The sequence below is a fragment of the Pseudomonas sp. NBRC 111119 genome, from assembly GCF_001320125.1.
In the GTDB taxonomy this organism is placed as follows: Bacteria; Pseudomonadota; Gammaproteobacteria; order Pseudomonadales; family Pseudomonadaceae; genus Aquipseudomonas; species Aquipseudomonas parafulva.
The window spans coordinates 232,928-256,504 of record NZ_BCAV01000007.1; the positions used below are offsets into that span (position 1 = coordinate 232,928).

At 64.9% G+C, this 23,577-nt stretch carries 20 protein-coding genes; 12 read left to right on the plus strand and 8 right to left on the minus strand.

All coding sequences use genetic code 11. The features are described 5' to 3' along the window. The first annotated feature begins 33 nt into the window (after positions 1 to 33). The 5 genes from APH25_RS26185 to APH25_RS03840 all read left to right on the plus strand — a co-directional run bounded on the left by APH25_RS26185 (position 34) and on the right by APH25_RS03840 (position 4,825). Positions 34 to 789 (plus strand): methyl-accepting chemotaxis protein, encoded by a 756-nt coding sequence (locus APH25_RS26185; protein ID WP_371262495.1) that lies wholly within the window; start codon positions 34 to 36, stop codon positions 787 to 789. A 72-nt stretch (positions 790 to 861) separates the two neighbouring features. Then, a complete protein-coding gene (locus APH25_RS03825; protein ID WP_060481104.1) occupies positions 862 to 1,878 on the plus strand; it encodes an ABC transporter substrate-binding protein in 1,017 nt (338 codons plus the stop codon). Then, complete coding sequence (locus APH25_RS03830; RefSeq protein ID WP_028633842.1) at positions 1,875 to 2,723, plus strand: proline/glycine betaine ABC transporter permease; 849 nt, start codon at positions 1,875 to 1,877, stop codon at positions 2,721 to 2,723. Before APH25_RS03825 ends, APH25_RS03830 begins: the two co-directional genes overlap by 4 nt. Positions 2,724 to 2,809: 86 nt before the next feature. Beyond that, a complete protein-coding gene (locus tag APH25_RS03835) occupies positions 2,810 to 3,727 on the plus strand; it encodes an AEC family transporter (protein ID WP_060481105.1) in 918 nt (305 codons plus the stop codon). Between the two features lie 246 nt (positions 3,728 to 3,973). Next, the gene (locus APH25_RS03840; RefSeq protein WP_028633840.1) at positions 3,974 to 4,825 is read left to right on the plus strand and encodes a CAP domain-containing protein; all 852 of its coding nucleotides are present in this window, start codon (positions 3,974 to 3,976) and stop codon (positions 4,823 to 4,825) included. 31 nt (positions 4,826 to 4,856) lie between these two features. Here the strand turns inward: APH25_RS03840 and APH25_RS03845 are convergent, their stop codons facing one another. Beyond that, positions 4,857 to 5,825, minus strand: coding sequence for a GlxA family transcriptional regulator (locus APH25_RS03845; RefSeq protein ID WP_060481106.1), 969 nt, complete (start codon positions 5,823 to 5,825; stop codon positions 4,857 to 4,859). A gap of 102 nt (positions 5,826 to 5,927) precedes the next feature. Between APH25_RS03845 and APH25_RS03850 the strand changes: the two genes are divergently transcribed. The 3 genes from APH25_RS03850 (at position 5,928) to APH25_RS03860 (ending at position 10,604) form a co-directional block, all read left to right on the plus strand. After that, positions 5,928 to 6,539, plus strand: a complete 612-nt coding sequence (locus tag APH25_RS03850) for a LysE family translocator (RefSeq protein WP_060481107.1) — start codon at positions 5,928 to 5,930, stop codon at positions 6,537 to 6,539. 211 nt (positions 6,540 to 6,750) lie between these two features. Next, on the plus strand, positions 6,751 to 9,168 hold the full coding sequence (locus APH25_RS03855; protein ID WP_060481108.1) for a glucose/quinate/shikimate family membrane-bound PQQ-dependent dehydrogenase: 2,418 nt from the start codon (positions 6,751 to 6,753) through the stop codon (positions 9,166 to 9,168). Between the two features lie 167 nt (positions 9,169 to 9,335). Beyond that, positions 9,336 to 10,604 (plus strand): carbohydrate porin, encoded by a 1,269-nt coding sequence (locus APH25_RS03860; RefSeq protein WP_060481109.1) that lies wholly within the window; start codon positions 9,336 to 9,338, stop codon positions 10,602 to 10,604. On the opposite strand, the gene argE is transcribed toward APH25_RS03860, so the two are convergent. Both argE and APH25_RS03870 read right to left on the minus strand, forming a co-directional pair. Next, positions 10,588 to 11,766 carry an acetylornithine deacetylase gene (gene argE / locus APH25_RS03865; protein ID WP_060481110.1) on the minus strand — a complete coding sequence of 393 codons (1,179 nt, stop codon included), beginning with the start codon at positions 11,764 to 11,766 and terminating at the stop codon, positions 10,588 to 10,590. The genes APH25_RS03860 and argE overlap by 17 nt on opposite strands. Next, on the minus strand, positions 11,759 to 12,436 hold the full coding sequence (locus APH25_RS03870; RefSeq protein ID WP_060481111.1) for a DUF1028 domain-containing protein: 678 nt from the start codon (positions 12,434 to 12,436) through the stop codon (positions 11,759 to 11,761). The genes argE and APH25_RS03870 overlap by 8 nt, the downstream gene beginning before the upstream one ends. A gap of 300 nt (positions 12,437 to 12,736) precedes the next feature. Here APH25_RS03870 and APH25_RS03880 point away from each other — a divergent pair, with 300 nt between their 5' ends. Together APH25_RS03880 and APH25_RS03885 are read left to right on the plus strand one after the other, a co-directional pair. Next, positions 12,737 to 14,056: an NAD(P)/FAD-dependent oxidoreductase gene (locus APH25_RS03880; RefSeq protein WP_028633833.1), complete on the plus strand. Its 1,320-nt coding sequence runs from the start codon at positions 12,737 to 12,739 to the stop codon at positions 14,054 to 14,056. Further along, positions 14,056 to 14,472, plus strand: coding sequence for a RidA family protein (locus tag APH25_RS03885; RefSeq protein WP_028633832.1), 417 nt, complete (start codon positions 14,056 to 14,058; stop codon positions 14,470 to 14,472). The genes APH25_RS03880 and APH25_RS03885 overlap by 1 nt, the downstream gene beginning before the upstream one ends. A gap of 13 nt (positions 14,473 to 14,485) precedes the next feature. On the opposite strand, the gene APH25_RS03890 is transcribed toward APH25_RS03885, so the two are convergent. The 4 genes from APH25_RS03890 to pgm form a co-directional block, all read right to left on the minus strand. Beyond that, entirely contained in the window at positions 14,486 to 16,891 is a 2,406-nt protein-coding gene (locus tag APH25_RS03890) for a TonB-dependent receptor (protein ID WP_060481113.1), read from the minus strand. Between the two features lie 66 nt (positions 16,892 to 16,957). Further along, a complete protein-coding gene (locus tag APH25_RS03895; RefSeq protein ID WP_060481114.1) occupies positions 16,958 to 17,917 on the minus strand; it encodes a FecR domain-containing protein in 960 nt (319 codons plus the stop codon). After that, positions 17,914 to 18,426, minus strand: a complete 513-nt coding sequence (locus APH25_RS03900) for a sigma-70 family RNA polymerase sigma factor (RefSeq protein ID WP_060481115.1) — start codon at positions 18,424 to 18,426, stop codon at positions 17,914 to 17,916. The genes APH25_RS03895 and APH25_RS03900 overlap by 4 nt, the downstream gene beginning before the upstream one ends. A 79-nt stretch (positions 18,427 to 18,505) precedes the next feature. After that, positions 18,506 to 20,143 carry a phosphoglucomutase (alpha-D-glucose-1,6-bisphosphate-dependent) gene (gene pgm, locus APH25_RS03905; protein WP_060481116.1) on the minus strand — a complete coding sequence of 546 codons (1,638 nt, stop codon included), beginning with the start codon at positions 20,141 to 20,143 and terminating at the stop codon, positions 18,506 to 18,508. A 158-nt stretch (positions 20,144 to 20,301) separates the two neighbouring features. Between pgm and APH25_RS03910 the strand changes: the two genes are divergently transcribed. Both APH25_RS03910 and APH25_RS03915 read left to right on the plus strand, forming a co-directional pair. Further along, complete coding sequence (locus tag APH25_RS03910) at positions 20,302 to 20,949, plus strand: DUF1345 domain-containing protein (protein ID WP_028633827.1); 648 nt, start codon at positions 20,302 to 20,304, stop codon at positions 20,947 to 20,949. A 272-nt stretch (positions 20,950 to 21,221) separates the two neighbouring features. Next, a complete protein-coding gene (locus tag APH25_RS03915; protein WP_028633826.1) occupies positions 21,222 to 21,482 on the plus strand; it encodes a DUF1652 domain-containing protein in 261 nt (86 codons plus the stop codon). Here the strand turns inward: APH25_RS03915 and APH25_RS03920 are convergent. Next, positions 21,479 to 23,566, minus strand: coding sequence for a bifunctional diguanylate cyclase/phosphodiesterase (locus APH25_RS03920; RefSeq protein ID WP_060481117.1), 2,088 nt, complete (start codon positions 23,564 to 23,566; stop codon positions 21,479 to 21,481). The genes APH25_RS03915 and APH25_RS03920 overlap by 4 nt on opposite strands. Positions 23,567 to 23,577 lie beyond the last annotated feature (11 nt).

Consider the following 23,577-nt stretch of genomic DNA (forward strand, 5'->3'; position numbering starts at 1 on the left):
TCGTCGGCCATCGCCACTGAAACCAGCGCCGGGATGGAGCAGCAGTATCGCCAGGTCGATCAGGTGGCCACCGCCTCCCACGAGATGAGCGCAACCGCCCAGGATGTGGCGCGCAGCGCTGCGCAGGCCGCCCAGGCTGCACGCGAGGCCGACCAGGCCACCCGCGAAGGCCTGGCGGTGATCGAGCGCACCACTCACAGCATCGATGCCCTGGCATCGGACATGAGCGGCGCCATGGCCGAGGTGCAAGGCCTGGCGCAGAACAGCGAGAAGATTGGCTCGGTGCTGGAAGTGATCCGCTCCATTGCCGAACAGACCAACCTGCTGGCGCTCAACGCCGCCATTGAAGCCGCGCGCGCCGGCGAGGCCGGGCGTGGCTTTGCCGTAGTCGCCGACGAAGTGCGCAACCTCGCCCAGCGCACCCAGCAGTCGGTGGAGGAAACCCGCCAGGTGATCGAAGCGCTGCAGGACGGCACCCGTGAGGTGGTAGGCGCCATGGACAATAGCCATCGCCAGGCCCAAAGCGGTGTGCAGCAGGTGGGCCAGGCGGTTACCGCGCTGCAGCGCATTGGCCAGGCGGTCACGGTGATCACCGACATGAACCTGCAGATTGCCTCGGCCGCTGAAGAGCAAAGCGCGGTGGCCGAGGAAATCAACAGCAACGTGGCAACCATTCGCGACGTCACCGAATCGCTGTCTGGCCAGGCCAACGAATCAGCGCGCGTGAGCCAATCGCTCAACAGCCTGGCCAACCAGCAACAGGCGCTGATGGACCAGTTCCGCGTCTAAGCCTGCCAGGGCTGTTCATCCCTTCGTCTACACTTGCCCCATTCCCAAGGTGCCGTAGACGACGAGGTGTTCATGAAGAAAGGCCCAACGCTGCTATTGGGGGCGCTGCTGGCGCTGGGGCTGGCCAGTGCAGACAGTGCAGCGGCAGCGCAACCGCAAGCGCCGATCCACTTCGGCGCCATTGGCTGGGAAAGCGGCGCATTCACTACCGAATTGCTGCGCGTGATCGCCGAGCGCGGTTACGGCCATGCCACCGACACCCTGCCCGGCAGTACCGTCAGCATGGAAGTGGCCCTGGCCCGCAATGACCTGCAAGTGATCGCCGAAGAATGGGCTGGCCGCAGCCCGGCCTGGGTCAAGGCTGAGCAGGCCGGGCAGGTGTTCGCACTGGGCGACACCGTGAAGCATGCCGAGGAAGGCTGGTGGGTACCGGCCTATGTGGTCGAAGGTGACACTGCTCGCAACATCAAACCCCTGGCGCCACAATTGCGCAGTGTCGAAGATCTGAAACAGTACCCTCAGGTGTTCCGCGACCCCGAGGCGCCAGGCAAGGGGCGCTTCCTCAACAGCCCCAGCGGCTGGACGTCTGAAACCGTCAACAGCCAGAAGCTCAAGGCCTACGGCCTGAACGACCTGTACAGCAATTTCCGCAGCGGCTCTGGCGCAGCGATGGATGCCGAAATCGGCTCGGCGATCCGCCGTGGCCAGCCGGTGCTGTTCTATTACTGGAACCCTACCCCGTTGATGGGCCGGTACAAGCTCATTCGGCTACAGGAACCGCCCTTCGACGCCCAGGCCTGGGCAACGCTCACCGATGCCGCCAACCCGGCGCCCAAGGGCAGCAGTTCATTACCGGCCAAACTGTCGATCGGGGTGTCCAAGGCGTTCCGTGACAACTACCCCGACCTGGTGAAGGTGTTCGAGCAGGTCGATCTGCCCATTGACCTGCTTAACCGCACCCTGGCAAGCATGAGCGAGAAACGCACACCCCCACGAGAAGCTGCACTGGCGTTCATGCGCGACAACCCGGCAGTGTGGAAAGCGTGGCTGCCCGCGGACATCGCGGCCAAGGTCGAGGCCAGCCTGTGAGTGAGGGCTTTCCACAAGCGTTGCAGTTCTCATTTGCCGACGGCATCAACAGGCTGGTGGACTGGCTGGTACTGAACTATGGCGACCACCTGCGCGCGGTGTCCGACCAACTGCTGCAGGTGCTGGTCGGGTTGGAAAACCTGCTGCGTTTGGTGCCCTGGTGGCTGCTGCTGTTACTGGTGGGCTTGGTGGCATGGCACGCCACCCGCAGCGGTGTACGAAGCCTGGTGCTTGTGGGGTTGCTGGCGCTCATCGGCATGCTCGGGCTGTGGGACAAGCTGCTGCAAACCCTTGCCCTGGTGCTGGTAAGCACCGGCCTGTGCGTGCTGATCGGCGTACCGCTCGGCATTCTGCTGGCCGCACGCCCACTGGCCCGGCGGCTGATCATGCCGGTGCTGGACGTGATGCAGACACTGCCGGCGTTCGTCTACCTGATCCCGGTGCTGATGCTGTTCGGCCTGGGCAAAGTGCCTGCGGTGTTCGCCACCCTGATCTACGCCCTGCCACCGCTGGTGCGCCTGACCGAACTAGGCCTGGCCCAGATCGACCCTTCGCTGTTGCAAGCCGCACACGGGCTGGGCGCCAGCCGCTGGCAGCGGTTGCGGCGCATCGCACTGCCGTTGGCACTGCCGAGCATCATGGCCGGCCTCAACCAGTCGGTGATGATGGCCCTGTCGATGGTGGTGGTGGCCTCGATGATCGGTGCACGGGGGCTGGGCGAGGACGTGCTGGCGGGCATCCAGACGCTGAACGTTGGCCAGGGCATGGAAGCGGGGCTGGCCATTGTGGCGCTGGCCATGGTGATCGACCGCATCAGCCAGGCTTACGGCCGCGGGCGGCGCTGACGCAGCGACCAAAGCGTTCTTGGCGTTTCTAAAGCCTGCGCGCAACCGGTACGCTATGCGCCGTACCCGGCCACGGATCACCGAACATGCTGCACTTGCTGCTGACCACGCTGTTGCCGATCATTCTGTTGATCGCCTTGGGCACCTTTCTGCGCATCAGGGGGTTCCTGGCCGACGGTTTCTGGCCGGGTGCCGAACGCCTGAGCTACTACGTATTGCTGCCCTCGCTGTTTCTACATGGGCTGGCCACCGCCAACCTTGATGGCGTGCCGGTGTTGGGCATGGTGGCGGTGTTGATGCTCTCGACCGTGGCCGGCGCAGGGCTGCTGATGCTGTACCAAGGCATCAGCCAGCACGACGGCGCTGACTTCACGTCAGTCTTCCAGGGTGGCGTGCGCTTCAACAACTACATTGGGGCGACCCTGGCCGCCGGCATTTACGGCACGGCCGGCATTGCCTTGGCGGCGGTAGCCAACGCGGCCATCGTGCCCCTGGTCAACTTGCTTTGCGTGCTGGTGTTTGCACGCTTCAGCGCGCGCCACAGCTCGCCCCTTACGGTGCTGCGCGCGATCTTCGCCAACCCGCTGATCATCGGCTGCGCTGGCGGGCTGCTACTGCGGGTTACCGGCCTGGGCCTGCCCGCCGGCATCGAGCCGACGGTCAAGGCGCTGGGCCAGGCCGCGCTGCCACTCGGGCTGTTGTGCGTGGGCGCGGCGCTGGGCGGCGCGCGCGTGGGCCAGCAGGTGCGGCCTGTAATGGCCGCGTCGGGCTTCAAGTTCCTGGTCATGCCGACCTTGGCGTGGGCGTTGTGCCGGCTGCTTGGCCTCAGTGGCCAGGCGGCGGTGGTCGCGGTGCTGTTCCAGGCGCTACCCACCGCATCGTCCTCCTACGTCATGGCCAGGCAGATGGGCGGCAACGCACCGCTGATGGCAACCATCATTGCGCTGCAGACAGTAACGGCTGCAGCGACCCTGCCTTTGGTGTTGATGCTGACGCTGGACTAAACCGCTGGGCCGACGCTTAAGGGAACGTGCTACCACGCTGAATCGTTGCGCAAGCTCGGCCGCCTTCAGATCACCCAATCGCACTTTTGCCTCTGGCTGCGGTCCATTGCCGCTTAGGGTAAAACGCACGGCACATCGGTGCATGCCAACCCGTTCACTGGGTTGCACAGGCTCGGGCGTAAACCACCGGGCTTGTGTAGGATGAGCAGCGCGAACCACGACGCTGCCAGTTACAGGGAGATCCACATGCGCGTCCTGCCATCCGTTGCTGCCTTTTCGCTGGGCCTGCTTATCTCGACTGGAGCGCTGGCGGTAACCGGCGAAGAGGCGCAACTGATCGACTCGATCAATGTCTACCGCAGCACGGCACAGTCCTGTGGCGCGGAAGCTTCGCTGGAGCTTCCCCCGCTCAACAGCGATACACGCCTGGCGTTGTCGCCTGAGGGCACCCGCGACCTGCAGCAAGCCATGACGCGCGCCGCCTACCCCATGGTCAACGTGCAGGCCATCAGCCTGTCCGGCCCGCGCGATGCCCGTGCGGCCATGCATGCCATCGAAGAAAGCTTTTGTCAGGTGGTGCTCGACCCGCAGTTCGTGGACATCGGCGTCAGCCAGGAAGGGCGAGACTGGCGGATCGTGCTGGCGCGCCCTCTGCTAAGCGGTCGCCTGGGTGACTGGCAGGCCGAAGGGCAGAAGGTACTGCAGGCAATCAATGCAGCACGCCAGCAGCCGCGCCAGTGCGGTGGCCAGCCGTTCGCCGCCGCGCCGCCACTTACCTGGAACGCCGTGCTGGCTGGGGTGGCTGCCAACCATACGCGGGCCATGGCCAACCAGAACTTCTTCGACCATATCGACAAGGATGGCCGTACACCGGGTGATCGCGCCGAACTGGCCGGGTACCTGTACCAGCAGATTGGCGAGAACATCACCGCTGGCCGCGACACTGCGCAAAAGGTGGTTCAAGGCTGGCTCGACAGCCCTGGGCATTGCGCAACCCTGATGAACCCGGACTTCCGCGACTTGGGCGCCGCCTATGCCACCGACCCGAAAAGCGATGCTGGCATTTATTGGACCGGCCTGTTCGGCACCCCCCAGTAATCGGGCCAGGCCGGCCTGACAGGCGTCAGGCCTACCCACCTCCTGCGCGCAACTGCTGCGCCGTACAAGCAAAACGCTTGAGCACGCATTTGCCCAGGTGGCTGGCGTCCCCCAACCCCACCTCGTAGGCGATCTGCGCCAGGCTGTGGCTTGACTTGAGCAGGCGCCAGCGCGCCTGTTGCAGACGCATCTCGTGCCACCAGGCCTTGGCACTCATGCCCTGGCTGGCCTGGAACTGCCGGTCCAGTTGCCGCCTGCTGATCCCCAGTTCAGCCGCCAGGTGCTCCACAGGCAATGGCGTGCCCAGGTGATGGCGCATCAGCGCCTGCGCGCGTGCCACCAGCCGACCTGCGCCGGGCCCAGGCTCCAGCGTTCGCAGTGCGTGGTGGCTGTCTCGGGGTTCGTCCATCAGCATGTCTGCCAGCCCTTTCAACGCTCGGGCTCGCCCACACGCTTTTGCCAGCAAGGCTACAACCAGGTCGACAACCGCGGTCCCCCCCGCGCAGGTGATGCGGTCGCCATCGATGCAGAACAGCTGCTCCGGGAGCATCTGCAGGTGAGGGAACGCAGCGCGAAACTCAGCTTGATGGCGCCAGTGAATCACCGCCCTGTGCCCTTGCAGAAGGCCGCACGCTGCCAGCAAAAAAGCTGCGTTGTCCACGCCCACCAACTTCACCCCTGCCCTGGCGGCTTTTTTCAGCAGCCCTGCGTAGTCTGGCGCCTTGGCCGCCGTTGCCATGGCGCCTCGGCCACCCAACAACACCAGGTAGTCAAAACCAGACAATTCCAGCTGATCGACTGCACCCTCCACCTGCACCACTGCACCGCAGCTGGAGGCTACCGGCTCTGCCGTCAGCCCGGCTACTGTCCAGGCGCAATAACGCTGGCGGCTGTAATCCTCGTCGTCAGCGCTGAAACGCAGCTTGTCGAGCAGAGCGCCGAAAGGCAGCAGGGCAAAATCGGGCATCGGTACGATCAGCAAGCGAATGTCGGGGTGCATACAGACTGTCCAGATATGACCATGGAATGACCAGATACTACCCTGCACTCGTCATCAAGGCCTCCTAAACTGGCGCTCTTCCCGGCAACTAGCGCTCGCAGCATGGCAATCGAAACCTGGCTTATCTACCTGCTGGCCAGTGCTGGGCTGGCAGTTACCCCTGGGCCCAACAGCCTGCTGGCCCTCACCCACGGCGCACTCTATGGCGCACATCGCACCCTGTTCACCATTCTCGGCGGCGTGGTGGGGTTCGTTGCGCTGATCGCCTTGGCCATGTTCGGCATCGGTGCGCTGTTGCAGGCATACCCGTCAGCGTTGCGCGGGCTGAAATGGGCGGGCGGTGCCTACCTGGTGTGGCTGGGCATTCAGCTGTGGCGCGGCCCGGGGCTTCACCTCGCAGCAGCCGGGCATGGGGCAGTACAGGGCAATGGCAGCCTGTTTCGCCAAGGCCTGCTGTCGGCCCTGGCCAACCCCAAGGTACTGCTGTTCTACGGCGCCTTCTTGCCACAGTTCATCGACCCGCAGCGCGGCCTGCCCGTGCAGTTCGCGGTGATGGCAGCTACCTTTGCCAGTGTCGAGCTTGCGGTGGAGTACCTGTTGGCCCGCTTGGCGTTTCGCATCCGGCCGTGGCTGAGCCAGGGCGGCGCCGGGTTCAACTGCTGCTGCGGTGGGCTGTTCGTGGTGATTGGTTTACTGCTGCCGCTTGGCGCCTAGCTATCAACGGGTTCTACGAAAGTCTACATCTGGATTCAATAACGTTTTTAGCCGCAAGTTAACCCATATTTGCGGATCATTTGCCGGTATTTGGCAGCATTTTATAAGTTCCAGACCTGCGACAATCAGCCTCAGAATATTTTGTACCAACTTGTTAATTAGCAAGCTAAGCGTTTAAACTCGGCGCATTCCACCTGCTGAGATCCCTGGCATGACACACACACCGCGCACTTCTGGCGCCTCAACTTTCGTCCTGGGCGGGCTGGGCATCATCATTGCCCTGCTTGGCCTTCTGCTGGCCGCCGGCGGCTTCAAGCTCGCCGGCCTGGGCGGCTCCTGGTACTTCCTGATCGGCGGCCTGGCCATGGCCCTGGCCGGCATTCTCATCGCCCGGCGCAAGCGGGCCGGGGCCTGGCTGTATGCCGTGTTCCTGCTGGGGACCGTGCTGTGGGCCGTGGCGGACGCCGGCCTGGTGTTCTGGCCGCTGTTCTCGCGCCTGTTCATGTTCGGCGCCATCGGCGCGGTCGTCGCCCTTGCCTACCCGATGCTGGCACGGGCCAGCGGTGCCAGCGCAGGGCGCAGCGCCTACGGCGTGGCGGCGGTCATGGGCGTAGTGCTGGCGATCGCCGCCGGTAACATGTTCGTCGCCCACCCCAGCGTTGCGCCCACTGGCGACGGCCCTGGCCTGACCCCGGTGGAGCCCGGCACCGCACAGAAAGACTGGGCCCACTATGGCAATACCGAAGGTGGCAGCCGCTTCGCAGCGCTGGACCAGATCCGCCGTGACAACGTCGACAAACTGAAAGTGGCGTGGACCTACCACACCGGCGACGTGGCCATCAGTGACGGCAACGGTGCCGAAGACCAGCTCACCCCGTTGCAGATTGGCAACAAGGTGTTCATCTGCACCCCACACAACAACCTGATCGCGCTGGATGCCGACACCGGCAAGGAGCTGTGGAAGAACGCCATCAACGCCCAGTCCAAGGTCTGGCAGCGCTGCCGTGGCATGGCTTACTTCGACGCCACCACGGCCGTGGCACAGCCTACCCAGCCCAACAGCACCCCGGTCAGCGTCGCCAGCGTGCCTGCGGGTGCCAACTGCCAGCGCCGCCTGCTCACCAATACCATCGACGGCCGCCTGATTGCCGTGGATGCCGACAACGGTGAGTTCTGCCAGGGCTTTGGCAACAATGGCCAAGTCGACCTCAAGGCTGGCCTGGGCGATGTACCGGACTCCTACTACCAGCTGTCCTCGGCGCCGCTGATGGCCGGCACCACGGTGGTGGTTGGCGGGCGTGTTGCCGACAACGTACAGACCGACATGCCAGGCGGTGTGATCCGTGGCTTCGACGTGTACACCGGGGCCATGCGCTGGGCGTTCGACCCGGGCAACCCGCAAGACCGTCAGGCGCCACAGGGTGACAACACCTACGTGCGCAGCACCCCCAACAGCTGGGCGCCGATGTCCTACGACCCGGCGATGAACACCGTGTTCCTGCCCATGGGGTCGTCCTCCACCGACATCTACGGTGTGGAGCGCAACAAACTGGACCACACCTATGGCGCTTCGGTCCTGGCCCTGGACGCGACTACCGGCAACCAGAAGTGGGTCTACCAGACTGTCCACAACGACCTGTGGGACTTCGACCTGCCGATGCAGCCAAGCCTGATCGACTTCACCAAGGACGACGGCCAGTCGGTGCCTGCGGTTGTGATCGGCACCAAGGCCGGGCAGATCTACGTGCTGGACCGCGCCACCGGCAAGCCGCTGACCCAGGTCGACGAAGTACCGGTCAAGCCGAGCAACATCCCCAACGAGCCTTACTCGCCAACCCAGCCTAAATCGGTGGGCATGCCGCAGATCGGTGCGCAGACCCTGACCGAGTCGGACATGTGGGGGGCCACCCCGTACGATCAACTGCTGTGCCGCATCGACTTCAAGAAAATGCGCTATGACGGCCTGTACACCGCGCCAGGCACGGACCTGTCGCTGAGCTTCCCCGGTTCGCTGGGCGGCATGAACTGGGGCAGTATTTCCACCGACCCGGTGCATGGCTTCATCTTCGTCAACGACATGCGCCTGGGCCTGTGGATCCAGATGATCCCGTCGCAGAACCAGGGCAAGGCAGCTTCCGGTGGCGAGTCGTTGAACACCGGCATGGGCGCGGTACCGCTCAAAGGCACGCCGTATGCGGTGAACAAGAACCGCTTCCTGTCAGTGGCCGGCATTCCGTGCCAGGCTCCCCCGTTCGGCACCCTCACCGCCATCGACATGAAAACCCGCCAGGTGGCCTGGCAGGTCCCGGTTGGCACCGTCGAAGACACCGGCCCACTGGGCATCCGCATGCACCTGCCCATCAAGATCGGCCTGCCGACACTCGGTGGCACCCTGTCGACCCAAGGCGGGCTGGTATTCATTGCCGGCACCCAGGACTTCTACCTGCGCGCCTATGACAGCAGTAACGGTAACGAGATCTGGAAAGCACGCCTGCCGGTGGGTAGCCAGGGTGGCCCGATGACCTATGTATCGCCCAAGACCGGCAAGCAGTACGTGGTGATCACCGCCGGCGGCGCACGCCAGTCGACTGACCGGGGCGACTATGTGATCGCTTACGCCCTGCCTTGAGACCGTGTCGCCCTTGGCGCGGGTGAGCCTGTCCCTACAAGGAGCAGGCGCCCCCAACCCCACAGCCGGCCCGGTGCGCCGGCTTGTACAGGCGGGTGTGCTACCTGCCTGTGTGAGGGCGGTTTTACCCGCCAAGAGGCCCTGAAAGACTCCCCGAGACCCCCGCAATGCTATCCGCAACCCGCATGACTCCTGCTTTGCTGCTGGCCCTGGCCAGCACCCCTGCCCTCGCTGACGGCGACCTGATGACCCGCAGCACGCTAACAGGCGACTGGGGCGGCCTGCGCCATCAGCTTGAGGCAGACGGCATCCGCTTCACCGCCGACTACAGCGGTGAAACCGCCTACAACGCTCACGGCGGCCTGCACCGCTCGGCGCGTTACTCGCAAAACGTCAAACTGGGCGTCCAGTTTGACCTGTCCAAGCTGTATGGCCTGGTCAATGGCGGTAAGGTGCAGCTGACCATCAACGATCGCCGGGGCAACAGCGCCTCCGAAGACCTGGTAGGCAACCGACTGCCGATTCAGGAAAACTACGGCGGCCTCTACACCCGCCTGACCGAACTGAGCTACGAGCGCACCCTGTTCACCCCGGCGCTGAACGTGAAGCTTGGCTACATGGCCATGGGCAACGACCTGGGCGGCCTGGACAGTGGCATTTTGTGCAACTTCATGAATGCCGGTTTCTGCGGCCACCCGCTGAACATGTCCGGTGGTAGCGGCTGGACCAACTACCCCAACGCCCGCCTTGGCGTGCGCGTGAAGTACGACCTGTCGCCCGCCTGGCAACTGCGGGTTGCCGCCTTCAACGTCGACCCGGAAAGCAACGGCAATTCCAGCCGGGCCTGGCACCTGGGGCCCAAGCACACTACTGGCACCGTGGTCCCGGTTGAGCTGGTCTACAAGCTTCAGGGCGAGCTGCCCGGCGAGTACAAGCTGGGTTACTACTACGACAGCTCCGACGCCAAGCGTATCGGCAGCGACAGGCAGGTGGCGGGCCGCGGCGGCCATTACCTGCTGATCGACCAGGCCGTGTGGAACGACCTTGGCCTGCCAGGGCGCAGCCTGCATGCGTTTGGCCAGTACTCGGCGTCCAGCAAGGCGGCCTCGCCCTTCACCAAGTGGTATGGCGCAGGCGTGGTGTTGTATCAACCGTTCCAGGGGCGCCCGCGGGATACCGTGGCCCTGGGCTACGGCCGTGCAGTGCCCAACCCACGCAGCCGGGACGTCCAGCAAGCGGCTGCCTTCGATGCCGGGCGCCCCTACCCGGACATCGACAGCGCCGAGCAGTTGATCGAGCTGAGTTACGGCTACCAGGCCACGCCGTGGCTGAACCTGCGGCCGGATGTGCAGTACATCATCGAGCCAGGCGCGTTCTCTGGCAAAGCCATCGACAACGCCCTGGTGGTCGGGCTGCAGGTCAAGGCCAGCTTCTGACAGGCACCTGGCGCAGGTAGGCCACCAGCCTGGCCAACATCGCGTCACACGCCCGCAACTGCTCGACGCTGACGAACTCGTCGGGCTTGTGGCCCTGGTCCATGCTACCAGGGCCACACACCACGGTCGGGATACCGGCCTGGTCGAACAGCCCTCCTTCCGTGCCAAATGCCACCGTACCGAAAGCCTCCGAGCCACTGAGCAACGCCAGCAACTGCGCCGCCTCGCTGTCTGCCGGGGTCGCCAGCCCAGGGTAGGCACTCAAGGGTTGCAAGCGGATAGCGCTCTCGCGGTTGACCTTGCGCATCCGTGGCAGCAACTCGGCGTCGGCATACTGCTGCAACTCGCTGGCTACCGTGGCGGCATCGAAGCCTGGCAAGGCCCGCACTTCGAAATCGAACTCGCAATGCGCCGGCACGATATTGAGCGCCGTGCCCCCTTTGATCACGCCGGTCTGCACCGTGGAGAACGGCGGGTCGAAACGGCAGTCATGCCGTTCGGGGCTGGCCAGCGCCTCACCCAAGTCACCCAGTTTGCCAATCAGCTTGGCCGCATATTCGATGGCATTGACCCCGTACGGAGCGTACGCCGAGTGGCAGGCTGCACCCTGCACCTGGCAGCGCACGGCCAGCTTGCCCTTGTGCCCAAGCACCGGCTTGAGTTCGGTAGGCTCGCCGATCAGGCATAGCCGAGGCTTGAGCGGGCGCTGTTCAAGGGCGGCCAGCATGGAGCGCACCCCCAGGCAGCCCACCTCTTCGTCATAGGAAAACGCCAGGTGCACAGGCATGCGCAGCGGCTCGGCCAGCAATGCCGGGACAGCCGCCAGCACCGAGGCGATGAAGCCTTTCATGTCGGCGGTGCCCCGTCCATAAAGCCGGCCGTCGTGCTCGCTGAGCGCGAACGGTGCCACCGTCCAGGCCTGGCCATCGACCGGCACCACGTCGGTATGCCCCGACAGCACGATACCCGCGACGTCTGTGGGGCCGATGGTGGCGAACAGGTTAGCCTTGGTGCCCTCTGTGTTGAGGAACAGCTCACTGGCAACGCCCAGTCTGGCCAGGTAGTCGCGCACGAAGCCAATCAGGTCCAGGTTGGAGTCGCGGCTGACCGTGGCAAAGCCCACCAACCGGGCCAACAGCGCGCGGCTGGCGAACTCACTCATCGCCCGCCACCCCGTAGCTGGGGGCTGCGGTCGGGTCCAGGGCGCGGGTCACATAGTCTTGCATCTGCGGGCGATAGGCCTGCCACAAGCCCTGCAGGGCGCCGATGGGGTCGTTGTCGGCCCAGTCTACCCGCAGGTCCACCAGCGGCCAGGTCAGCTCGCCGGCAACCTTGAGCGCGGCAGAATGGACCGGCCCGGCTTCACCGCCTGCCGCCATCGCCGCGTGCATGGCGTCCAGCAGGCGGTCAGCCAGGTGCCCGCTGGCCTGCTCGAATGCCTGCACCATGGCCTCTATCACGGCGGCCGAGGCCAACAGGTTACCGGCTGCCGCGCACTGCTCCCCGGCCACGGCATGATGGGTGCCAAGGGCTTCACGCCCGGTGAACAGCGCCACCTGGCCGTGGCTGTCGATCACCGTCACCTGGCGATACTCACTCCAGCCATTGGCGCTCAGCACCTGGTCCAGGGCGGTGGCCGGGGGCAGTTGCCCGCGCTCAAGGGCGTCGAGAATCTGCGACCCGAGGGCCGGCAAGGTGACGTTCTGCGTAGCAACCGCGCCTACCCCAGCCCTGACCCAGGGGCAGCGGGCACCGACCGCGATGCTGGAAGAACTGATGGCGATACCGACCTGGCCGGTTTCCTGGCAGCGCCCGATGATGGAGAAGGTCATGGCATGGATCCTGTTGTGCTATGCGGTTGGAAGGCATTCTGCGAGCAAGCCCGAGGCCCAGGAAACCACCTTTTTCCGAGGCCTTGAGCAACAAAAAACTAACCCTTCGCCCCCCCGCTGGCACGCCCGAACGGCCGCCATGCACTGTGCACCCCCGGCCCGCCGGGGCCTTCGCCAATTTGTCGGCAAGCACCAGCTAAATACTATTTTCGCCATTGTCCGGGCATCCCTAGTCTGGCCCCAGGTAAACGGCGGTCTTCCAACCGACCTGACAAAAACCGCCTGAACAAGGGCTCGGACATGACACTGAACAACCTCGAAATCGACACCCTCGTCGTCGGCGCCGGCCAGGCCGGTGTGGCCATGAGCGAACACCTGAGCAAGCTGGGCGTGCCGCACCTGGTACTGGAACGCAACCGCATCGCCGAAGCCTGGCGCACCGGCCGCTGGGATTCGCTGGTGGCCAACGGCCCGGTATGGCACGACCGCTTCCCGGGCCTGGCGTTCGACATGGACGCTGATGCCTTTGCCGGCAAGGACCAGGTAGCCGACTACTTCGAACACTACGTACGCAAGTACAACCTGCCGGTGCGCACCGGCATCGAGGTGCGCAAGGTAGTGCGCAACAGCGACCGCCCCGGCTTCACCATCGAAACCAACGAGGGCGTGATCCGCGCCAACCGGGTGGTGGCTGCCACCGGGCCGTTCCAGAAGCCAGTGATCCCGGCCATCGCCCCCAAGGACACCAACCTGCATCAGATCCACTCGGCGGCCTACTTCAACCCGCAGCAACTGCCTGAAGGTGCCGTGCTGGTGGTGGGCGCCGGGTCGTCCGGGGTGCAGATTGCCGAAGAACTGATGCGCGCCGGGCGCCAGGTGTACCTGTCGGTGGGGGCCCATGACCGCCCACCGCGCGCCTACCGCAACCGCGACTTCTGCTGGTGGCTGGGGGTGCTGGGCGAATGGGATGCCGAAATCGCCAAGCCTGGGCGCGAACACGTCACTATCGCGGTGAGTGGTGCCCGTGGCGGCCATACCGTCGATTTTCGCGCCCTTGCCCACCAGGGCATGACCCTGGTCGGCCTGACCCAGTCGTTCAGCGATGGCGTAGCGCACTTCCAGGACAACCTTGTAGAGAACATCAACCGCGGCGACGAGAATTACCTGGCCCTGCTCGACGCTGCCGATGCCTACGTAGCGCGCAACGGCCTGGACCTGCCCGAAGAGCCCGACGCCCGCAAACGCCTGCCCGACCCGGCCTGCATGCGCACCCCGCTGCGCCAACTGGACCTGGCCGAGGCCGGTGTGGCCACCATTATCTGGGCGACCGGCTACGGCGTGGACTTCAGCTGGCTGCAGGTGGACACCTTCGATGCCAACGGCAAGCCCCAGCACCAGCGCGGTGTCGCCCGCGAGCCCGGCGTGTACTTCCTCGGCCTGCCCTGGTTGTCGCGCCGTGGCTCCTCGTTCATCTGGGGCGTATGGCACGACGCCAAGCACGTCGCTGGCCACATCGCCACCCAGCGCACCTACCTGGCCTACCGCGACCGCGAGCAGCGCGCCGCTGATGACCAGCCACACCCCAAGCTCAGCACCGTCAGCACCCTAGGAGCCCACTGATGCCTACCCACACCCGCATCCGCATGTTCAACACCAAGGTCACCTACCCCAACCAGACCCTGGACAACGACCTGTGCCAGGCGGTGCGCGCCGGCAACACGGTCTATGTTCGCGGCCAGGTAGGCACCGACTTCGAAGGTAACCTGGTAGGCCTGGGCGACCCCCGGGCGCAGGCCGAGCAAGCCATGAAGAACGTCAAGCAATTGCTGGAAGAAGCCGGTTCCGACCTGTCGCACATCGTCAAGACCACCACCTACATCACCGACCCGCGTTTCCGCGAGCCGGTGTACAGGGAAGTCGGCAAATGGCTGAAGGGGGTGTTCCCCATTTCCACCGGCCTGGTGGTTGCTGGGCTTGCCCAGGCCGAGTGGCTGATGGAGATCGACGTGATCGCCGTCATTCCCGACCCGGCCTAGCAGCCGCCGGGGCTCAGAAACCCACGGTGGCCGACAGCAGGTAGGTGCGCGGGGTGGACAAGGTGAGCCCCGGCTCGGCGTCATCGGGCGCACCGGCCGAGCTCCAGTAGCGGTCGTCCAGCACGTTCTCGACACTGGCGCGCAGGGTGACCTGCGTGGCGTCCACCTTGAAGGCATAGCGGGCACCCAGGTCGTAGCGCTCCCAGCCGTCGATCTTCTTGCTGTTGTTCTGGTCCAGGTACTGGGAGCTGGAGTGGGTGCCGCGCGCTGTCAGCGTCAGGCCGTCCACCCCCGGTACGTCCCATTCGGCGCCCAGGTTGACGTTGTATTCCGGAGTGGCGGGGGCGCGGTTGCCGTCATAGGCGCCGCCCACGGTATCGGTCAGTTCGCTGTCGATGTACATCACACCGCCCAGCAACCGAACCCCGTCCAGCGGCTCGCCGAACACGCTCAGCTCGATGCCACGGTTGTTGCGCTTGCCATTGGCACCGAACACGCGGGAGCCGGGGTTGGTTTCGTAGGCGGGCTGGCGGATACGGAACGCGCTGGCGGTGAACGCGACCTTGCCCAGGTCGTATTTGGCGCCCACTTCAACCTGGCGGCTGGTGAACGGCGGGAAGATTTCATCTTCGTTGATGGAGGTCGAAGGTGCGATCTTGCCCTGGCTCAAGCCCTCCATGTAGTTGGCGTACAACGACAACTGGTCGGTGACTTTCAACAGCACACCGCCCGACGGCGAGACCTTTTCTTCGTCGTAGGCTGTGTCGCCTTTCACACCATCGCTCCAGTCGTCCACCTGCACGCGCTGCCAGCGCAGGCCCAGGGTGACCAGCAGGTTGTCGTCGAAAAAGCCCAATGTGTCGGCCAGGGCCACGCCCGAGAAGCGGTTCTCGGTGTAGTCCTTGGAGTCGCGCCGGGTGGGTGTGCCAGGGGCCGGTAGTGCGACCGGGTTGTACAGGTTGCTGGGCGACGACGCATAGCGTGCGCCATCGTTGGTGAAGTCCATGTAGTAGTAGGTGGCGGCCAGGTTCACCTCGTGGCTGACCGGGCCGGTGTGGAACCAGTTGCGTAACCCGGCCATGGCCGTGCGCACCGACTCGTCACGGGTAAAGTCACGTGGCTGCACAGTGAAGTCGCCCGCATCGTTGATGATCGACACGTTGTGGCGCAGGAAGTCATGGTTGCTCTTGCGCGCGCCCACAGCGCCGTAGGCCAGCAGCGATTCGCTGATGTCGTACTCGGCATGCACGGCACCGAAGGTGTCGTTGGTACGCGCCTTGCTCCAGGCCTGGGCGTAGTTGCGGTGCACATCGCTGGCCTTCGGCACCTTGGCGCGCGCGCCTACCAGCACCCGTTCCTGCGGGGCGTCGGTATCGCGCTCGGTATGGCCCAGGTCGGCCGACAGCCGCAGGCGGTCACCGCGAAAATCCAGGCCCAGCACGGCCATTTCACGGTCGACGCTCTGGTGGTCCCATTCGGTGTCGCCCGATTGCTTCACACCGTTGAAGCGCACGCCAAACTGCTGCCCTTCACCGAAGCGCCGGCCAATGTCCACCGCGCCGCCTGCCTGGCCTGCCGAGGCATAGCTGCCGGTGAACTCGGTGATGGGCTTGTCGGTGGCGCGCTTGGGCTGCACGTTGATGCCGCCCCCTACGCTGCCACGCGGGGCGATGCCGTTGATCAGCTGGCTGGGGCCCTTGATGATGTCCACCCGGTCGGCCATTTCCATGTCGATGGAATAGGTCGGCAGCAGGCCGTACAGCCCGTTGTAGGCCACGTCGCTGTTGAACAGGCTGAAACCGCGAATGGTGAACTGCTCGAAGCGCCCGCCCGCCGGGTTGGTGGTACGTACCGAAGGGTCGCTGGCGACCAGCTCACCCAAGGTGCGCGCCTGCTGGTTCTTGACCAGGTCGCTGGTGTAGCTGGTGATGCTGAACGGCGTTTCCATGAAGTCCCGCGCCCCCAGCAGGCCTTGGGCCCCCTGCCGCGCCACCTGGCCGCCGGCATAGGGCTGTGCGTCGTTGCCGGCGGGCAGGCCACTGACGATGCTGGTGGGGGCGATTTCCAGGGCAGCGCCCGCTTGCGGTGCCGGCATGAGGGTAAAGGCGCCCTCGCCGACCGGCAGCAGTTGCAGGCCACTGCCGCGCAGCAGGTGCATGAAGCCTTCATCCACGCTGTAGCGACCAGACAACCCCTCGCTGTTCAAACCACGCACCAGCGCAGGGTCCAGCGAGAGGCTCACGCCAGCCTGGTCGGCAAAGCCGGTCAAGGCCGCGCCAAGGCTGGCGGCAGGTACTTGGTAAGCCCGGCGCACGGGCTCCTCGGCCCAGGTGGGCAGGCTCAGCAGCAGGCTCATGGCAAACAACGGACGCACGGCGCGCACCAGCGGGCGCACACGGTTGGACTTTACTGCACGCATCTGAAAAAGCTCCCCTTCATGGTCTTCTACCGGTAATGACCGGTGAGCGAAAAAAAGGGGACAGCCTCATGCGGAATTTTCGCGTGGGGCCAGGGTGACCCAATAACGGGTGCGGGCCTGCACCTGCACCGGCAGGCTGGCGGCGAGCAGGGCCAGTACCTGGTCCGTGTCGTCCAGGCGGAAGGTGCCGGTGACCCGCAACCCGTCGATGGCCGGTGACCAGCGCAGCACGCCGGGGCGATACCGGCGCAGCTCGGCCAGCAGTTCGCCCAGGCGGCGATCATCCAGACGCAGCACGCCCTCGCGCCACCCCAGCAGCCAGGGTTCCACAGTGGTCACGGCATCCACCCCGCTACCGAGCAGGGTAGCCTGCTGGCCAGCTTCGAGGACAACGGGCGAGCCATGCCCGGGCTGCAGGCGCACGCGGCCACCCGTCACCGATACTCGGCAACCTGGGTCCAGCAGGCGCAGACAGACATCGGCCGCGCCTAACCCTTGGCCTCCCAGCTGTACCTGGCCGGTAGGCACCTGCACCCGCAGGTCGAGGTTGCCAGGGGTCTTAACCGCCACCTCTCCCCGCCTGAGTGTGATGCGCCGGGCTGGGCCGTCGACATCCACGGCGCTGTCGGTGTTCAACTGCACCGACGTGCCATCGGCCAGCCGCAATTCGCGGCGTTCGCCCACCCCGGTCCGTACGTCCGCGGCCCAGGCGTCGATAGGCAGTTCGCGGCTGATCAACCAGGCCGACGGTAACAGCACCGCCACGCCCAGTGCCTGCTTGAGCAACGCACGGCGGCCAGCATCCGGCCGGTCCAAGGTTGCCATGGCCAGGCTGCCGGGCAAGCTGCTGAAGCGCTGGCGCAGCAGCAGTGCCTTCTGCCAGGCGTGCTCATGGGCCAGGTTACTGGCCCGCCACTGCTCAAGGCGCAACAGGTCCGCATCGCTGGCGCTGCCCGAGTCCAGCAGCGACAGCCAGCGCGCGGCGCCACGCAGGGCATCGCGCATTTCGGAGGGGTGCGAGTTCATTCCAGCTCGGCCAGCAGGCAATGTTCGTAGGCCTGAGCCATGTAGCGCTTTACCGAACGCTCGCAGACGCCAAGGCGCACGCCGATTTCGGCATAGCCCAAGCCCTCGAGCTGGCTCCAGAGAAACGCCTTGCGCACCGCAGGCTTCAAGCCATCGAGCAGTTCGTCCAGCGCCTGCAGGGTTTCCAGCAAGACCCAGCGCTGCTCGGGCGAGGGCACGTGTTGCTCGGGCAGGTGTGCCAGGGCATCCAGGTAGGCCTGTTCAAGGCTGCGGCGCTGATAGAAGTTGCTGAGCAGGCGCTTGCCCACCGTCAACAGGTAGGCACGCGGTTCGTGAATGTCGGCAAGCGGCTGAGCGCTGGCCAGTACGCGCAGAAAGGTGTCCTGACTGAGGTCGGCAGCATCCCAGGCATTACCCATGCGCCGGCGCAGCCAGTTTTCCAGCCAGCCGCGATGCTCGCGGTAGAACGCAGGCAGGCTGGGCGTGGGCGGCGGCGCGGCATCGATCATGGGGATGGCCCTGCAGTGGAAGTAAATAGGATTAATTCTAATTTACATCGCACAGCAGGACCAACCCCTTTATCACCTGTCAGGCAATGGCGGCGTCCACCAGCACCTGGGCTTCTTGCACCAGGCGCTGCAGGTGCGCTTCATCGATGAAGCTTTCGGCGTAGATCTTGTAGATGTCCTCAGTGCCTGATGGCCGTGCTGCAAACCAGCCATTGGCGGTCATCACCTTGAGGCCACCAATGGCCTGGCCGTTGCCCGGCGCATGGCTCAGCACCTGCACGATCGGCTCACCGGCCAGTTCCGTGGACTTCACCTGCTCGGGCGCCAGCTTGCTCAGTAGCGCCTTCTGGCGGGCATCCGCCTTGGCCTCTACCCGGGTGGCGTAAGGTTTGCCGAGGGCTGCAGTCAGGTCCGCGTAGGCCTGGCCTGGGTTACGGCCGGTACGGGCAGTCATTTCAGCCGCCAGCAGCGCAGGGATCAGGCCATCCTTGTCGGTCGCCCAGACCGACCCATCGCGGCGCAGGAACGAGGCCCCGGCGCTTTCTTCGCCACCAAAACCCAACGCGCCGTCGAACAGCCCCTGGGCGAAATATTTGAAGCCCACCGGCACTTCGTAGAGCTCACGGCCCAGCCGCTCGGTGACACGGTCGATCAAACCGCTGGACACCACGGTCTTGCCCACCGCTGCGTCGCTGCGCCATTGCGGGCGGTGGCGATACAGGTAATCGATGGCCACGGCCAGGTAATTGTTGGGTTGCAGCAGCCCTTCAGGGGTGACGATACCGTGGCGGTCGTGGTCCGGGTCGCAGGCGAAGGCCACGTCAAAACGCTCGCGCAGGCCGATCAGGCCCTGCATGGCGTAAGGCGAGGAAGGGTCCATGCGGATCTGGCCGTCCCAGTCCACGCTCATGAAGCGGAAGGTTGGGTCTACCTCGGTGTTCACCACTTCCAGGTCGAGCTTGTAGTGTTCGGCAATGGCCGACCAGTAGCGCACCCCTGCCCCACCCAGCGGGTCGACGCCCAGGCGCAGCTTGGCGGCCCGGATCACGTCGAAGTCGATCACGTTCTCCAGGTCGGCCACGTAATGGCTGACATAGTCGTGGCGGTGGGTGGTCGGCGCCAGCAGCGCCTGGGCATGGTCAATGCGCTTGACCCCGGCAAGGTCCGCCGCCAGCAGTTCATTGGCCTTGTTTTCGATCCACTTGGTGACGTCGCTGTCGGCGGGCCCACCGTGGGTGGGGTTGTACTTGAACCCACCGCTTTGGGGCGGGTTGTGCGACGGGGTAATGACGATGCCGTCGGCCAGGCCCTGCTCGCGCCCGCGGTTGTAGCACAGGATGGCGTGGGAGATGGCGGGTGTCGGGGTGTACTCGTCGTCCTTGGAAAGCATCACCTGCACGCCGTTGGCGGCCAGCACCTCCAGGGCGCTGGCGGCAGCAGGTGCCGACAGGGCATGGGTATCGGCGCCAATGAACAACGGGCCGTCGATGCCCTTTTCCTGGCGATACAGGCAGATGGCCTGGGTGATCGCCAGCACATGGTACTCGTTGAAGCTCAACTCGAAAGAGGTGCCTCGGTGCCCTGAGGTGCCAAAGGCTACCCGCTGGGTCGCCACGGCCGCATCCGGGCGGCCGGTGTAATAGGCCGTGAGCAGGCGGGGGATATCAACCAGCACGCTGGCCGGTGCCGGCTTGCCTGCCAAAGGACTGAGCGTCATGCATAAACCTCGAGTTCAACGAATGGTGGGTGTTGGAACGTGCAGTGTACTGAGAGTTGCATGGCGGTGCGATGGGGCCAGTCAACAAACAACCTGGCAACCCGCCAGCTTCTGGGCGGTCTAGAGTGAAGCTCATCAGCCACTGCCTGCGAGGCCCCATGGCATTTCATCGTCTTACCCGTACCCACCCCAGGCTGACCATCGCCGCCATCGTCGGCCTGCTGGGTGGCTGGTTGATCCCAGGCGGCGACAGCGTGCAGCGCATTCTGACCGGCTGGAACCTGGGGGTATGGCTGTACTTGGTACTGGTGCTGTGGTTGAGCTGGAACGCCAGCCCGGACAAAGTACGCAAGGTGGCCCGCACCGAGGACGAAAACGCCGGGCTGGTGTTGCTCACCGTGTGCGTGGCCGCCATTGCCAGCCTGGTGGCAGTGACGTTCCAGCTGGTTTCGAGCCGTGGCTTGCACGGCGACGCCCTGGCGGTGCACTACCTGTACACCGGGCTGACGATTGCCGGCTCCTGGCTGCTGATCGGCTGCATCTTCAGCCTGCACTATGCGCGGCTGTTCTATGCCGGGCAGCACCCCGAGCCGCCGCTGCGGTTCGCCGACAACGAATGCAGGCCTGACTACTGGGACTTCCATTACTTCTCTTTCACCATCAGCGTGGCGGTGCAAACATCGGACGTGGGCGTGGCCGGGCGCAACCTGCGCCGGGTGGTGCTGGCCCACTCGTTGGTGGGGTTCGTGTTCAACACGGCCATCCTGGGGTTCACCATCAACATCGCGGCAGGGCTGTTGAATTGAGGCTACCGCCTGTCCGAAAACCTCATGCGGGCGAGGAATGGAGCGCTGCCTCATGGCGCCCAGAATTCGAGGCATCTGGGCCAGGAAAACGTTTGCCCCGCGCCGGCTGTTCAGGCCGTCGGCATCCCCGTCTGTGACCTGGGTCATCCATTGATACATTTGTCATATTGGTGAACGAGAATCGCTCGGTGCAAGTGCTATGGTTACCTTCCCAGCGGTCGAATGACGCGGCCGCCCATCACCATCGTCCAGGCAAGGACAAGGAGGCTGGCATGAACAAGATGACGTTCCCCAACGCCTGCCAGGTGATGCGCTGGCACTTCCATCCGCTTGGCTTCGAAGCCAGTATGGATGCGCCTCGCAGCATGGTCGCGCGGCTGTTCGACCGTGGCACCGGTGTCACACTGCTGGCCATTGCCGGCATCCCCTGCACGGCCATCATGGCGGCAGCGGACGTCGAGCGCATCATCGAGGCGGTCGAAGCCGAAATCGATGCCTTCCAGCCAGCCTTCACACTGCGCGACGCAGGCTAGCCGACCGCAGCCAGCGCCGGGCCCATGGCCTGCAAACCGCTCATGAACTGCTCGGCCGGCACCGGCTGGCCCAGCAGGTACCCTTGCAGCGAATCACACCCCAGGCGCGTAAGAAACGCCTGCTGCCCCCCGGTCTCTACCCCTTCTGCAACGATGCGCAGGCCTAATGCCTGGCCCAACGCCACAATGGCAGAAACGATGGCCGCATCCTCGCTGTCCTGCTCCAGCTCACGAACGAAGCCACGGTCGATCTTCAATTCGTTGGCCGGTAGCCGCTTGAGGTACAGCAAACTGGAGTAGCCCGTACCAAAGTCGTCGATAGACAGGTCTACCCCCATCTCGGAAAGCCGTCGCAGCACGGCCAGGCTGACGTCGGCGTCGTGCATGGCGGTGGTTTCCGTCACTTCCAGGGTCAGGCAGTTGGCCGGCAGGTGGTTGCGCGCCAGGGCGCTGGCCACGCTGTCAACCAACCCCGCATGGCAGAACTGGATGGCCGACAGGTTCACCGCAATACGCCAGCCGACATGCCCTTCGTTCAACCACTGGCGCATCTGCCGGCAGGCCTCATTCAGCACCCACTCACCAATGGGCAAGATCAGCCCGGTCTTCTCCGCGAGGCCAATGAAGCGGTCGGGCAACAGCAGGCCGTGTTGAGGATGTTCCCAGCGCAACAAGGCTTCGGCACCGATCGGCTGGCAGGCCCTGGCGTCGAACTTGGGCTGATAATGCAGACGCAACTGCCGGCGCTCCAAGGCATGGCGCAGGTCCTGCAGCAGTTGCAACTGCTGGCGGGCGTTGCTGTTCATCGACACGTCGAAAAAACTGTAGCCGTTCTTGCCCGCGCTCTTGGCGTGGTACATGGCAGCGTCCGCATTGCGCAGCAGTTCGTGTTGGTCAAGGCCATTGCCGGGGTACAGCACAATGCCCAGACTGGCCGACAATTGCAGCTCGTGGTCGGCCACCTGGAAGGGCCGGGACACCAGGTTGACCTGCTTGACCGCCACATCCATGGCATCGGTTGGGGTCTGCAGCTCCACCAGCAGCACGAACTCGTCGCCGCCGATACGTGCCAGGGTGTCCTGGCTGTGCAAGTGACCGCGCAGGCGAGCGGCCACCGCCTTGAGCAACAAGTCGCCAATGTGGTGGCCAAAGGCATCGTTCACCGGTTTGAAACCGTCCAGGTCGATGAACATCAGCGCAAAGCACCCGCCCTGCTCCGCCACCTTGGCAATCGCCTGCTCGATCCGGTCCGCCAACAGGCTGCGGTTAGGCAACGCGGTAAGGGTGTCGTGCAGCGCCAGTTGGGTGAGCTCCTGGTTGGCCAGGGTCAGCGACCTGGCCAGCTCCGCGGTACGTACTTCAAGGCGGGCATCCAGCACCGACGTCAGCAAGGCGACCGCCAGCACAGCCAGGGTGGGGATCAATACCAGGTAGACCAACCCGTCGCCCTGCAGCCCACCAGGCAAGGCGCCACAATAGCTACCCGCCGGGAAACTTGCAGCGGCCATGCCGGTGTAGTGCATGCCGACGATCGCCAGGCCCATCACCACCGCCGCCAGGCCCCGAACCTGCCTGACATACGGCGTTTGCCTGCGCAGCCGGAAGGCGATCCACAACGCGGCCGCCGACGCCACCACGGCAATCAGCAGCGATGCCATGAACAGTGAGGGGTCGTAGTCGATCCCCGGCAGCATGCGCAGCGCCGCCATGCCGGTGTAATGCATGCTGGCAATGCCGCCGCCCATGATCAGCGCCCCGAACGCCAGCTGTAGCCAGGGCAGGTGTGGCTGGCTGACCAGCCACAGGGCAAAGCCTGAGGACAGCACTGCAATCAGCAGCGACAGCGCGGTCAGGGGCAAGTCATACCCCAGGTCGACCGGAAGGCTCAGGGCAAGCATGCCCACAAAATGCATGGACCACACCCCGGTCCCCATGGCCAACGCGCCGCCCGCCGTCCATAAGGCAGCCGCACGGCCTTTGGCCGTGGCGATGCGGCCGGTGAGGTCAAGGGCGGTATAGGACGCCAGGATTGCCACGCACAGCGAAATCAACACCAGCGAAGAGGAATAGCTAGCGGTCAGCATTTGAGTTTCCG